The 13,250-nt window shown below is 74.2% G+C and carries 11 protein-coding genes; 7 read left to right on the forward strand and 4 right to left on the reverse strand.

What is annotated here, in order from left to right:
- The first annotated feature begins 69 nt into the window (after positions 1 to 69).
- Positions 70 to 489, forward strand: a complete 420-nt coding sequence (locus AB0C99_RS05755; protein ID WP_362469787.1) for a metalloregulator ArsR/SmtB family transcription factor — start codon at positions 70 to 72, stop codon at positions 487 to 489.
- Entirely contained in the window at positions 486 to 1,265 is a 780-nt protein-coding gene (locus AB0C99_RS05760) for a DUF2071 domain-containing protein (RefSeq protein WP_362469790.1), read from the forward strand. Before AB0C99_RS05755 ends, AB0C99_RS05760 begins: the two co-directional genes overlap by 4 nt.
- Here the strand turns inward: AB0C99_RS05760 and AB0C99_RS05765 are convergent.
- Complete coding sequence (locus AB0C99_RS05765) at positions 1,226 to 2,164, reverse strand: helix-turn-helix domain-containing protein (RefSeq protein ID WP_362469793.1); 939 nt, start codon at positions 2,162 to 2,164, stop codon at positions 1,226 to 1,228. The genes AB0C99_RS05760 and AB0C99_RS05765 overlap by 40 nt on opposite strands.
- A gap of 205 nt (positions 2,165 to 2,369) precedes the next feature.
- Between AB0C99_RS05765 and AB0C99_RS05770 the strand changes: the two genes are divergently transcribed.
- Positions 2,370 to 3,092 carry an NADP-dependent oxidoreductase gene (locus AB0C99_RS05770; protein WP_362469796.1) on the forward strand — a complete coding sequence of 241 codons (723 nt, stop codon included), beginning with the start codon at positions 2,370 to 2,372 and terminating at the stop codon, positions 3,090 to 3,092.
- 164 nt (positions 3,093 to 3,256) lie between these two features.
- Here AB0C99_RS05770 and AB0C99_RS05775 read toward each other — a convergent pair whose 3' ends face one another.
- The 3 genes from AB0C99_RS05775 to AB0C99_RS05785 all read right to left on the reverse strand — a co-directional run bounded on the left by AB0C99_RS05775 (position 3,257) and on the right by AB0C99_RS05785 (position 6,133).
- Positions 3,257 to 4,555, reverse strand: a complete 1,299-nt coding sequence (locus AB0C99_RS05775) for a cation:proton antiporter (RefSeq protein ID WP_362469799.1) — start codon at positions 4,553 to 4,555, stop codon at positions 3,257 to 3,259.
- Between the two features lie 3 nt (positions 4,556 to 4,558).
- Positions 4,559 to 5,044 (reverse strand): TrkA C-terminal domain-containing protein, encoded by a 486-nt coding sequence (locus AB0C99_RS05780; RefSeq protein WP_362469802.1) that lies wholly within the window; start codon positions 5,042 to 5,044, stop codon positions 4,559 to 4,561.
- 156 nt (positions 5,045 to 5,200) lie between these two features.
- Positions 5,201 to 6,133, reverse strand: coding sequence for an aminoglycoside phosphotransferase family protein (locus AB0C99_RS05785; protein ID WP_362469805.1), 933 nt, complete (start codon positions 6,131 to 6,133; stop codon positions 5,201 to 5,203).
- A gap of 115 nt (positions 6,134 to 6,248) precedes the next feature.
- On the opposite strand from AB0C99_RS05785, the gene AB0C99_RS05790 reads away from it, so the two are divergent.
- The 4 genes from AB0C99_RS05790 to AB0C99_RS05805 all read left to right on the forward strand — a co-directional run bounded on the left by AB0C99_RS05790 (position 6,249) and on the right by AB0C99_RS05805 (position 13,233).
- Positions 6,249 to 7,589: a hypothetical protein gene (locus AB0C99_RS05790; protein WP_362469808.1), complete on the forward strand. Its 1,341-nt coding sequence runs from the start codon at positions 6,249 to 6,251 to the stop codon at positions 7,587 to 7,589.
- Positions 7,590 to 7,679: 90 nt separating this feature from the next.
- On the forward strand, positions 7,680 to 8,411 hold the full coding sequence (locus AB0C99_RS05795; protein ID WP_362469811.1) for a DUF1524 domain-containing protein: 732 nt from the start codon (positions 7,680 to 7,682) through the stop codon (positions 8,409 to 8,411).
- Between the two features lie 368 nt (positions 8,412 to 8,779).
- Positions 8,780 to 11,686: a lanthionine synthetase LanC family protein gene (locus AB0C99_RS05800; RefSeq protein ID WP_362469814.1), complete on the forward strand. Its 2,907-nt coding sequence runs from the start codon at positions 8,780 to 8,782 to the stop codon at positions 11,684 to 11,686.
- Complete coding sequence (locus tag AB0C99_RS05805) at positions 11,683 to 13,233, forward strand: ATP-binding cassette domain-containing protein (protein ID WP_362469817.1); 1,551 nt, start codon at positions 11,683 to 11,685, stop codon at positions 13,231 to 13,233. Before AB0C99_RS05800 ends, AB0C99_RS05805 begins: the two co-directional genes overlap by 4 nt.
- Positions 13,234 to 13,250: the final 17 nt, after the last annotated feature.

Raw genomic sequence — 13,250 nt, forward strand, 5'->3', positions numbered from 1 at the left:
CTTGCAGATCCGGACATCGACAGGGGCTTGCGTTGTTAGCTACTTAGCCACAGTGCTAAAAAGATCTCCGTGAGCGAACCAGACGACGACGCAGGCGTGTTCCGCGCCCTCGCCGACCCCACCCGGCGCCAGATCCTCGAAGACCTCCGCGCCGCCGGCGAACTCCCCGCCGGCGAGATCGCGGGCCGCTTCGCCATCAGCGCCCCCTCCGTCTCCCGGCACCTCGGCGTCCTCAAGGGCGCCGGACTCGTCACCGAGCGGCGGGACGGCAACCGGATCCTCTACTCCCTCGTCGAGGACCGGCTCGCCACCACCGTGGGGCGCTTCCTCAGCGCCGTCTGCCCGGAGCAGATCGTCCTGCGCCACACCAAGTGGCGCCCCGGCCCCGGCCCCGGCCCCGGCGGCGAAGCCCGCGAGTCCGATGGCCCCCGCGAGCCCCACCAGCCCTATGAGCCCCACAAGCCCCACGCGCAGGAGAACCCGGCATGAGACCCCCGCAGCTCGCCTCCGTCATCGAGCGCCGCCTGCTCGTCAACTACCGGGTCGCGCCCGAGGCCGTCGCCCCGCTGCTGCCCGCGCCGCTGCGCCCGCAGCTCGTGCGCGGGTACGCCGTCGCCGGGATCTGCCTGCTCCGGCTCGGCTCGGTGCGCCCCGCGTGGGCGCCCGCCGCGCTCGGGCTGCGCAGCGAGAACGCGGCCCACCGCATCGCCGTCGAATGGGACGGCCCGGACGGCGTGGAGACCGGCGTCTACATCCCGCGCCGCGACTCCGCCTCCCTGGTCAACCGGCTGGCGGGCGGCCGGATCTTCCCCGGCGAGCACGGCCACGCCGACTTCACGGTCCGGGAGACCCCCGACACCCTGCGGGTGGCGTACACCACCCGCGACGGCCTGACCGGCGTCGACGTCACCGCGCGGGTCGCCGACCGGCTGGAGGGCAGCGCCCTGTTCGACGGGATCGACGAGGCGTCCGCCTTCTTCCGGGCCGGCGACCGGGGCTGGTCCGCGACCCGCTCCGGGCGCGCCCTGGACGGGATGCGGCTGCTTACGGACGCCTGGAGCGTCGAGCCGGGCCGGATCGTCGCGGCCCGCTCCAGCTACTTCGACGACCCCGAGCGCTTCCCGCCGGGCACCGCGACCCTGGACTCCGTCCTGGTCATGCGCCAGGTCCCGGTGGGCTGGCAGGCCCTGCCGGAGCTGCCCCTCACCGCGCCCGCCGAGGCGGGCTACGCCGCCGGGCCGGGGCCGCGGAAGGTCCTGCGGTAGGCCGCGGGGGAGACGCCGACGGCCGCGTGCAGATGCCGCCGGAGTGAGGTGTCGGTGCCGAACCCGGCCTTCGCCGCGACCGTGTCGACCGGGTAGTCGGTCGACTCCAGCAGGTGCCGCGCGTGCGCGACGCGCTGCTGGATCACCCACTGGCCGGGGCTGACGCCCACCTCGTTCTGGAAGCGGCGGATGAAGGTGCGCCGGCTCATCCGCGCGCGGGCCGCGAGGTCGTCGAGGGTCAGCGGGGCCTGGAGGTTCTCCAGGGCCCACCGGCGGGTGCCCGAGGTGCTCTGTGCCGTCGGCGCGGGCACCGGCTGGGCGATGAACTGGGCCTGTCCCCCCTCGCGCCAGGCGGGCACCACGCAGTGCCGGGCCACGGCGTTCGCCACCTCGCTCCCGTGGTCCTCGCGGACCAGGTGCAGGCACAGGTCGATGCCCGCGGTGGCGCCCGCCGCCGTCAGCACGTCGCCGTCGTCGACGAAGAGCACGGTGGGATCCAGGAGCACCCGGGGGAACCGCGCGCGGAACGCCCCGCTCAGTTCCCAGTGGGTCGTCGCCCGGCGCCCGTCCAGCAGGCCCACGGCGGCCGGCACGAAGGCGCCGGTGCAGAAGGACACCAGCCGGGCCCTCGTCCGCACCTCGTGCAGCGCCGCCGCCACGGCGGGCGGCACCTCGCGCGACAGGCAGCCGGGGTCGATGGGCGGGATCACGACGGTGTCCGCCTCGTACAGCGCCTCGACCGAGTGGGCCGGTGTGACGGAGAAGTCCGCGTTGGTGCGGACCGGCCCGCCGTCCACGCCGCAGGTCGACACCTCGTACCGGCCGTCCGCCACCCCGAAGATCCGGCTCGGGATGCCGAGGTCGAAGGGGTACACGCCGTCCAGGGCGAGAGTGACCACTTTGCATGATATGGCGCAATCCTACCGAACCATGGCATGTATGCCATGGTCGCCCGATACGGGAGGTGGCGCGGCCGGAGCCGGCCGTCGGCGAGATCCGCGTCGCCATGCGCGCCGCCGGGCTCAACCCCACGGACTGCGGGCACCGCGCCGGCGGCATGTTCCTCAGGGACCTCCCCTGACCCTCGGGTGGGACATCTCCGGAGTGGTCGACGCGGTCGGCCTGGGTGTCACGCTCTTCGAGCCGGGCGACGAGGTCTTCGGGATGCTCCCCTACCCCCACGGGGTCGGCGCGCACGCCGAGTTCGCGACGGGCCCCGCCCGTGCCTCCGCCCTGAAGCCGGAGTCGCTCGACCACGTCCTGGCGGGGGCCCTGCCCCTGGCCTCGCTCACCGCGTACCAGGCCATCGTGGACACGGCGCGCCTGCGCGGCGGGCAGCGCGCCCTGATCCACGCGGCCACCGGCGGCGTCGGGCACCTCGCCGTGCAGATCGCCAAGGCCCGGGGGGCGCACGTCGCCGCCACCACGCTCGGCGACCACGAGGAGTTCGTGCGCGGGCTGGGCGCTGACGCGGTCATCGACAACACCGCCACGGACTTCGCCGCGGTGGCCGGCGAGATGGACTTCGTCCTGGACCTGGTCGGAGGCCCGGTGCGGGCCGGGTCGATGGCCCTGCTGCGTCCCGGCGGCACGATGGTCACGACGGTGCCCACGCCGATCCTCGGCGCGGAGGGCTCCGCCGGGCGGGTGCGGATGATCGCGGTGCAGAGCGACCACGCGGGGATGCGGGCCATCGCCGACCTCGCGGGGACGGGGGCCCTGGTACCGCGCGTCGCCGCCACCTTCCCGCTGTCCCGGGCCGCCGAGGCGCACGCGCTGCGGGAGCGGGGCGACATGATCGGGAAGGTGGTCCTCGTGGCGGACTGAGTGACTGAGTGACTGAGTCACTGAGTGACTGGCCGACTGGCCGGACGTCGGTCGCAGGGCACGGGGCATGGGGCGCGAGGATCGCGGGGCGGCGGGCCCACCGGCCGCCCCACGCCCCGCCCCCGCCCCCGCGCCCCCGCCGCCGAGGCCGGGCCGGGCCCGCCCTACGGCAGGCGGCCCGAGCTCCCGTCCCCGACCGGGTCCAGGTCCAGCAGCTCCTCGCGCGGCGGCGCACCGGCCCCACCGGCCCCACCGGCCGCGGCGGCCTCGGGAGCGGCGGCCTCGGGCCCGGCCGGGGGCCGCCGCCGCAGCGCGGACAGGCGGGTGGCGACCGGCTCGGTGTAGCGGGCGGTCAGCGGGCCGAGGACGACGAGGATGAGCACGTACGCGGTGGCCAGCGGCCCCAGCGAGGGCTCGATGCCCGCCGACACGGCCAGGCCCGCGATGACGATCGAGAACTCGCCGCGCGCCACCAGCGTGCCGCCCGCCCGCCAGCGCCCCTTGACCGATATCCCGGCCCGGCGGGCCGCCCAGTACCCCGTGGCGATCTTCGTGGCGGCGGTGACCACCGCCAGCGCGAGCGCGGGCAGCAGGACCGGCGGGATGCTCGCCGGGTCGGTGTGCAGGCCGAAGAAGACGAAGAAGACCGCGGCGAACAGGTCCCGCAGCGGGCTCAGCAGGTTGTGGGCGCCCTCGGCGACCTCCCCGGAGAGCGCGATGCCGACGAGGAACGCGCCGACGGCGGCGGACACCTGGAGCTGCTGCGCCACCCCCGCGACCAGCAGGGTCAGGCCCAGCACCACGAGGAGCAGCTTCTCCGGGTCGTCGCTGGAGACGAAACGGGAGATCAGGCGCCCGTACCGCAGGGCGAGGAAGAGCACGAGCCCGGCGACGCCCAGCGCCACGGCGAGGGTCACGCTGCCGGCGGCGAGCCCGACCCCGGCGAGCAGCGCGGTGACGATCGGCAGGTAGACGGCCATCGCCAGGTCTTCGAGGACCAGGATGCTCAGCACCACCGGGGTCTCCCGGTTGCCGAGCCGGCCCAGGTCGCCGAGGACCTTCGCGATGACGCCGGAGGAGGAGATCCAGGTGACGCCGGCCAGCACCACGGCGGCGACCGGGCCCCAGCCGAGCAGCAGCGCGGCGACGGCACCGGGCAGCGCGTTGAACGCCGCGTCGACGAGACCGGCGGGGTACTGCGTCTTGAGGTTGGTGACCAGGTCGGTCGCCGTGTACTCCAGGCCGAGCATCAGCAGCAGGAGGATCACGCCGATCTCGGCGCCGATCGCCACGAACTCCTCACTGGCGCCCAGCGGGAGCAGCCCGCCCTCGCCGAAGGCGAGACCGGCCAGGAGGTAGAGCGGGATGGGGGAGAACTTGAGCCGTCCGGCGAGCCGGCCCAGCAGGCCGAGACCGAGGATGATCGCACCGAACTCGATGAGGAAGACGGCGGACGAGTGCATGGATCACTCCCTTCCGAGTATCAGGGCGGCGGCGTCGACGCCTTCGCGGGTGCCGATGACGATGAGGGTGTCGCCCCCGGCGAGCCGGAAGTCCGGGCCGGGGGAGGGGACGGCGTCGGCGCGGCGCAGCACCGCCACGATGGAGACGCCGGTCTCGGTGCGGGTCCTGGTCTCGCCGAGCAGCCGGCCGCTCCAGTGCGAGCCGGCGGCCAGTTCGATCCGCTCGGCGACCAGGCCCAGGTCCGTGGTGGAGAGCAGGCTGGGGCTGTGGTGGGACGGCATCAGCGCGTCGATGAGTGCTTCGGACTCCCCGGCGGTCAGCCGGACCGACAAGGAGCATTCGTCGGGGTCGTCGCTGCGGTACGCGTTGAGCACCCGGCTCCCGTCCCGTCCCGCGACCACCGAGAGGCGCCGGTCCTCACGCGTGGTGAGGTCGTAGCGGACCCCGATCCCGGGCAGCGGTGTACGGCTCATGCGCGCAGCGGGCATGACGGGTCTCCTCGGCGGGGGTGGGCAGCATGAAGGAAGACGGACCGCGCGGCGGGCGTCTTGAGAATTACTTTACCCAGGCAACAAAGTGGCCGATTCGCCGGGATAGCGGAGGATCACCCCCAGAACGGACGGGGCCGAAGGGCCCGGGCCGGGCTACTCCGGGTCCGTGAGGGCCTCCGCGAGCCGGTCGGCGAACAGCATCAGCCCGTCCCGCTCCGGCCCGCCCCGCGCGACCCGCAGCCCGTGCCGCCGCCCCCAGAACGCCACCTGCACCACCAGGAGTTGGGCCCACCGCCGGACCCGCTCCCGGTCGAGCCCGGCGGCCTCCGCGTAGACGGCCAGCGTCCGGAACGCGGCGGCGCGCGGATCGGCGAGGCCGAGCAGGTGCAGGGCGCGCGTCTTGAGGAACGTGCCCCCGTCGTACGCCGGATCGCCCGCGCAGCCCTTGGGGTCCACCGCCAGCCACGGCTCGCGCTCCGCCCGCAGCACGTTCCGCGCGTGCAGGTCGCCGTGGACCAGGGTGTCCGGCTGCGCCCGCGCCAACTCCCGTACGGTGGCCAGCGCGGCGCCCACCACCCGGTCCGGCATCGTGTGCGTCAGCTCCCTGGTGTCCCGCCGCAGCTCCTCCTCCCACTCCCCGGCCCGCTCGCTCAGCCTCGGCAGCCCGGCCGGCGCGGGCACGGCGAGCCTGCGCCCGAGCGCGCCCGCCACCCGGGCCGTCTCGTCCGGGTCGCCCAGCGCCTCCAGGGTCGTCGGCTCGGCCCGCTCCAGGAGCATCGCGAAGCTCGCGTCGTCGCGCGCGTACAGGCGGACCGCGCCCCGGCCGGCCCACACGGTGAAGGCGTCCGGTTCGTGCGTGTTGCCGGGGTGCGGGAAGGACACCTTCAGGACGGCGGGCTCCCCGGAGCGGCGCCGCACCGGCACGATCACGCCCACGCCGCCGTGCAGCACCGCGCCGTCCGGCACGCAGTCCCACCGCTCCAGCGAGGCGTCGACGACGGCCGGCAGGCGGGCGATCCAGGCCGCGCCCGCGCCGCCCTCGCGGGCGACGGTGGCGCGGGCGAACTCCCGGGGAACGACGATCATTCCGGCACCCTACGGGCGGCGGGCCGGAACTGCCTTGCACCCGCACCAGCGCCATGATCGGATGTGTCTTCTTTCGGACGATCGTGACACTTGGGGGCAGTCAATGACCGGAAACATGGACAGACGTTCCGTCATGCGGGGGATGGCGACCGCGGGCATCGGCGTCGCCGCCGGAGCCGTGACGATGGGGGCCACCCCCGCGTACGCCGCGGGCGCGGGCGACGACCCGTACAGCGTCGACGTCATCAGCAAGGGCGCCGACCCGACCGGCGCCACACCCAGCGACACCGCCTTCCGCGCCGCCGCCGCCGAGGTGCTCGCCTCGTTCCAGGGCGGCCCGATCTCCGGGGCGATCCCGAAGAAGGTCCTGGTGATCCCGCCCGGCAACTACCTGCTGACCCAGCCCGACTCGCTGCTGCCCGGCATCGACGGCAAGGGCAACGGCGGCATCGTCGACGGCCTCTCGATCACCGGCTACGGCAAGCGGCTCTCCCGGATCGTGTACGCGCCCACCACGGACGACACCACCCTGTGGACCAACTACCGCCGCTACAAGAACATCCGGATCTCCGGACTCACCTTCACCAGCAATAACCCCACCTCCAGCTTCTGCTACGCCTACTCCACCGACGGCGGCTACGGCGTCCAGGACACCTGGTACACCGACGTCGAGTGGCGCGGCAGCTGGAAGCGCGGCATCGGGCTCGACGGGCCCGTCGACTCGCCCGACCACTCCCTGCCCGAGTCCGACCTCAACAGCGAGATGGGCTGGGACCACTGCCAGATCGGCGGCAGCTACTCCGAGGCGTTCCTCGTCATGGGGATGAAGCCGACGGCCACCCAGCAGGACCAGTTCCTCAACTTCTGGTTCCGCGACTGCAAGGTCGAGTTCAAGTCCGGGGTGTTCGTGAAGAACAACCGGGGCGGCTCCATGAACTTCACCGGCGGCTCCTACATCCTGACCGACCCCGTCGCCCCCGGCACCTTCTTCCAGCTCGGCTCCGAGGCCACCACCCGCGCCGACTCCGTCGCCCGCCTCTACGTCCAGGGCGTCCGCTTCGAGCTGCACAACGCCGACCAGAAGGTCATCGACTCGCGCTGGCACAAGGGCACCATCACCTTCGTGTCCTGCGACGACACCGCCGTCAGCCACCAGGCGTGGACCAACGGCGCCGTGGCCCACACGTACGCCTTCGACGCCATCGGCAACAGCGGCCCCATGGTCCGCTACACCGACTGCGCCCTGATGGGCTCCCACCGGGTGAGCACCGGCAGCACGCCGACCACCGCCGGCAAGGTGCTCTACGACGGCTGCCGCTTCATCGACATGGCCAAGTCCACCGGCGCCGACGCCACCTCGTTCCTCCGCTGGACCGGCACGGCGGCACCCCGCCACGAGATCCGCGACTGCCTCACCGGCGCCACCTACACACCCGACGTCAGGTACCCCGCCTGACGCCCCGTGTGGGCCGCGGCACCGTGCCGCGGCCCCCACGTCGTACGCTGCCAGGCGTACCGATGAAGGACGAAGGGGAAGATTTCGCTCATGGGGCGTCAGAAGCGTGTGTACATAGCGGGTTCGGCGGCGGTCGCGGCGGCGCTGCTCGCGATCACGGGCTGCGCGGGCCAGGGGAGCGGCGGCGCCTCCGGCGACGCCAAGGGAAAGCCCACGGCATCCGCGCCTCGCACCCCGTCCGGCGACGCCAAGCCCCCGGCCGCCGGCACCCTCCCCGGCGTCCCGAGCGCCGCCGCGGCCCGCACCCGGCTCGCCGCCCTCAAGGTCGCGCCCGAGGGACCGATGACCGGCTACAGCCGCGACCGCTTCCCGCACTGGGCCGAACAGGGCGCCAACTGCAACACCCGCGAGACCGTCCTCGCCCGCGACGGCGCCGACGTGCGCCGCGACGCGCAGTGCAAGGCCGTCTCCGGCACCTGGACCAGCGTCTACGACGGCAAGACCTTCACCAAGGCGTCGGGCCTCGACATCGACCACACGGTCCCGCTCGCCAACGCCTGGCGCTCCGGCGCGGCCAAGTGGACCCAGGAGAAGCGCAAGGCGTTCGCCAACGACCTCACCCACCCCCAGCTCCTCGCCGTCTCGGCCGTCTCCAACCGCTCCAAGGGCGACCAGGGCCCCGACGAGTGGCAGCCCCCGGCGCGCTCCTACTGGTGCGCGTACGCCCGCTCCTGGACCGAGGTCAAGTCGGTCTACGGGCTCACCGTGACGCCCCAGGAGAAGGCCACGCTCGGCCGGATGCTGGACACCTGCGGGAGCTGACCGGCCCTCCCGTATCTCCCATCTCCACCGGCCCTCCCGCCTGTCCCGTCACACCCGCACCCCCATCTTTCGCGGCGGATCCGCGACCGGATTATGGGGTGGCAGCTCCCATGTGCGCACCGGACGGCTCGTGTTGACTTGCGCATGTCGCTCGGCGCCGAACGGCACGGAAAGCCGCCCCGGTGCGCGCCGACCACGCGCACCCGACCCGGAGGAGACGGCATGAGCGTCCCGCCCTAGGCATCCTCAGTCATCCTCGGCCCCGGCACCGTCCCGGCGAGGGCGCCCCACGCCCCCGCCCGGACCGCCGCGGCGCACTCGCCCCGCAGCTGCCGTCGGCGGCGACCTCGACGACCTCAGAGGCTGACATGCGCGACCAACGACGGGTCCACCGCTTCCTCTACGTACGGAACGACTCCCTCTTCTTCGATCCGCTCGACACGCACCACGAGCCCCGGAAGGACCATTTCCTCGCCGGACTCGACGAGCGGACGCGGGCCCGTTTCGTCCGCAGCGGCATCTGGTGGAGCCATCGGCACGACCCCGCTCTCCCGCAGCAGGGCTGGAAGATCCACGTGTCCTCCCGGCACCGCCAGGTGCGGGAGGTAGCGGCCACGGCGATCGGCCACCTCGTCTCCCGGGGGATCGACTTCAAGATCGCGCTCGACCTCGACGTCTTCGAGATGCTCAACTCCAAGGCCATGGACCGCGGCAGCGGCGGCAAACTGCTCACCGTATACCCGCGCGACGAGGACGAGTTCAGGACGTGCCTCGCCGACCTGGCCCGACTCCTGGAGGGCGCGGAGGGCGCGTACGTGCTGTCCGATCTGCGATATCGCGACAGCAAGGCGCTCTCCTTCCGCTACGGCCAGTTCCTCACCGCCCACACGGTGGACGTGCTCGGCCGCCGGGTCCCGCACCTCGTCGGACCCGACGGCCGGCCGGAGACCGACGACCGGCGGCCCGGCAACATCCACCCCTGGTGGGTGCCGTGGCCGTTCCCCGACTGGAAGCCCGCCGAGGAGACCGAGGGGGAGGGCCTCCTCGGCGGCCGCTTCCGCGTCACCGGCGCCCTCCACCTCACCAACAGCGGCGGCGTGTACACCGCCGAGGACACCCTGGACGGCGACCGCGCCGTCGTCCTCAAGGAGGCCCGCCCGCACACCAACCCCAACCTCCGCCTCGACTACGACGCCGTCGACATCCTCGGCCGCGAATGGAACTTCCTGGAGCGGCTGTCCGACGTCGCCGCCTTCCCCGACCCCATCGCCCGCTTCCGGCACCGCGAACACCACTACATCGCCGAGGAGTTCGTCGACCGCGCCGACCTGCGCTCCGTCCTCCTCGCCCACAACCCGCTCGTCCGCCCCGGCTTCGACCCCGAGCGCTCCCGCGCCTTCCTGCGCGTCTTCCTCACCGTCTTCCGCGGCCTCGCCCGCGCCGTCGACGCCGCCCACGCCCGCGGCGTCGTCCTCGGCGACCTCAGCCCGGCCAACCTGCTCATCGACCCCGACACGTACGACGTGACCATCGTCGACCTGGAGACCTGCCGGCTCGTCGACGCCACCGGCGCCACCGGCGAGAACAGCGGATCAGGCACCGGATCAGGCATCGGGGGTGCCACCGGATCAGGCACCGGGTCCGGCACCGGATCCGCGTCCGCCACCGGCGGCGCCGCCCTCACCCGGCCCGTCGAGCTCCACACCCCCGGCTTCAGCCGCCCCGGCCCCGGCCCCAGACCCGCCGGGGTCGAAGGCGACCTCTACGCCCTGGCCGCCACCATGGCCTACCTCGCCTTTCCCGTCGCCGCCCTGTCCGCCCTGCGCGAGGACGTCCTCGACACCTACCGGGTGGTCTTCGACGGCCTCGGCTGGCCCGCGCCCGTCCACCGGCTCGTCACCGACCTCGCCGCCGCCCGCGTCGGGCTCTCCGACGTCGTCGCCGCCCTCGACGCCCAGGAGACCGCCCTGCTCGCCGGAGTCCGCCGCGACCGCCCCCGCCCCCTCGTCGACCCCGCCGCCCTGCGCACCGCCGAGACCGGCGTCGCCGCCTTCGTCGAGGCCGTCGCCGACCCCGTCCGCGCCACTCTCTTCCCCGTCGACCCCTTCGCCCACGTGACCAACCCCCTCAGCCTCGGCTTCGGCGCCTCCGGCGTCCTCTGGGCCCTGAACGCCTCCGGCGTCACCGTCCGCCCCGCCTGGCACGACTGGCTGCGCGGCGCGCTCACCGCCATCGACCTGGACGCCTACCCCGACGGCCTGATGAGCGGACTCGCCGGCATCGCCTGGGCCGCCGAGTCCCTCGGGATGCGCCGCCAGGGCCGCGCCCTCCTCGGCCACGCCAACCGGCGCGCCCCCGAGACCGCCGACCACACCTTCTACTACGGCCTGTCCGGCATCGGCATGACCAACCTGCGCTTCTACCTGCGCGCCGGCGACCCCCGCGACCTCGCCGCCGCCAAGGACTGCGCCCGCGTCCTGCTGGACACCGTCCACCACGACGGCCGGCACGCCTACTGGCTCAACGACTTCTCCGAAGAGGGCCCGCTCACCGGCCTCGGCTTCGGCCAGGCCGGCGTCGCCCTCTTCCTGCTCCGGATGCACCAGGTCACCGGCGAGTCCCACTACCGCGCCCTCGGCCGCGCCGCCCTCGACTGGGAGATGGCCCACGCCACGCCCGTGCCCGACAGCGACCTCGTCATGTTCGAACACGAGGGCACCATGGAGCCGTACATCGAGGTCGGCTCCGCCGGAGTGGCCCAAGTACTGCTCCGTTACGGAGACCTCGACGCGGCCCGGACCGTCCTGCGCGCCCTCGACGTCGGCCACTCCGCGCTCCCCGGCTACTCCTTCGGCATGAGCGGCATCGCCGACGCCCTCCTGGACGCCGCCCGGATCACCGGCGACGCCTCCTACCGCGAAACCGCCCTGCGCCAGCTCGACTTCGTGCGCCGGATGTTCCTCTTCGAACCCGCCGCCCGCTTCGGCGTCCCGCGCCGCCCCGGCGTCACCCCGCTCGCCGTCCCCGGCGAGGGCCTGCTGCGCTGCTCCACCGACTACCTCACCGGATCCTCCGGCGTCCTGCGGGTCCTGCACCGCGCCAACCACGGCGGCCCCGCAGACTTCTTCCTCGACGAGCTCGACGTACTCGACGAACGAGACGTACTCGATGAACGAGACGTACTCGATGTGCGCGATGTGCGCGATGTACGCGATGAATGCGACGAGGCCGAGGGGAATGGCGGGACCGACGGGACCGGCGGGACCGGCCGGTGAAGCGGCGGCTCTGGCACACCCTGCGAGGACACCGGCGCCCCTTCACCGGCGTCCTCGCCGCCGAAGCCCTCCTCGGCGGCGCCGAGGCCCTGCTCCACCCCCTCTTCCTCATGGCCCTGTTCGACCGGGCCGTCCTCACCGCCGACCTCCGCCGCTTCCTCCTCATCGGCGGCTGCTACCTGCTCCTCGGCCTCGCCCTCCACCTCACCGGGCACGCCGTCGCCCTGTGGCGGAGGCGCTTCGAGAACGCCCTCGTGCTCGCCCTGGAGACCGAACTCCTCGGCCGCGCCCTCGCCCTCGACGGGCGCGGGATCGCCGAGCGGGGCGCCGCCTCCTACGTCGGGCGCGTCCACGACGACGTCCGCGCGGGCGTCCTGCCCGCCGTCGGCGCCCGCATCGGCGCCGCCCGCCAGGGCTGCGCCGCCGTCGCCTCCCTCGGCGTCCTGCTCCACCTCTGCTGGCCGGCCGCGCTCCTCCTGCCGGCGGTCGTCCCGCCGCTGGTCCTGGCCGGCGGACGGCTCGCCCGCCGCGCCGCGGCGCGCACCGGCCCCGAGCGCGAGGCCGAGGCCCGGTACGTCGACACCCTCACCCGCACCCTGGAGTCCTTCCACGCCCTGCGCGGGCTCCGCTCCCTGCTGCCCGGGGCGCGCACCGCCCACCGGGACGCCCTGCGCGGCTTCCTCGCCCTCGACTACGCCCACCACCGCCGCGCCCGGCGGGGGCGGACCCTCGGCGGCCTCACCGCGAACCTCCCCGACACCTCGGCCCTCGCCGTCGGCGCCCTGCTCGTCCTCGGCGGCCGGCTGTCCTTCGGCGGCTTCCTCGCCTTCGCGCACGCGCTGCGGGGAGCCGTCACCGCGCTCGCCGCCCTCGTCGGCGCACTCCCGAGGCCCCCGCACGAGAACGCCGTCCTCGACCGCGTCGAGACCCTGCGCACCGCCGCCCCCGCCCCGTACCACGACGAGGGCACCCTGGTCCTGGTACGCGGCGCCCGCGTCCGCTACGACGCCCGCCCCGACACCACCGTGGCGCTCCCCGACTTCGGCCTCCGCCCCGGCGAACGGGTCCTGCTCCGCGGCCCCCGCGGCTGCGGCAAGACCACCCTGCTGCACATCGTCGACGGCACCCTCGCCCCCGACCGAGGCGAGATCACCCGGCCGCCCCGCGTCGCCAGCCTCACCTCCCCGGTCCGCCTGCCCCCGCTCCCGGTCCGCGCGCTCGTCGCCGACCCCCGGCTGCGCACCGCCCTGGGCCTCGACGGACTCGCCGACCGGCTTCCCGCCGCGCTCTCCCCGGACCAGCGCCGACGGCTCGGCGTCGCCGCCCTCCTCGCCGAGGACGCCGACGTCTACCTCGCCGACGAACCCCTCGCCGACCTCGACGACCCCGACCGCGCCCACGTCCTGAACCTGCTGCGGGAACGCACCGCCGACCGGGCCCTGCTCGTCGTCCACCAGGGCGACGACGACCTCGACCTCCTCTTCGACCGGGTGGTCGACCTGACCGCCCCCGCCGGGATCCCGCGCGCCGCCGGGACCCCCGCCTGACCACCCGGGGGCCGGGC

It is taken from the genome of Streptomyces sp. NPDC048659, from assembly GCF_040650575.1.
In the GTDB taxonomy this organism is placed as follows: domain Bacteria; phylum Actinomycetota; class Actinomycetes; order Streptomycetales; family Streptomycetaceae; genus Streptomyces.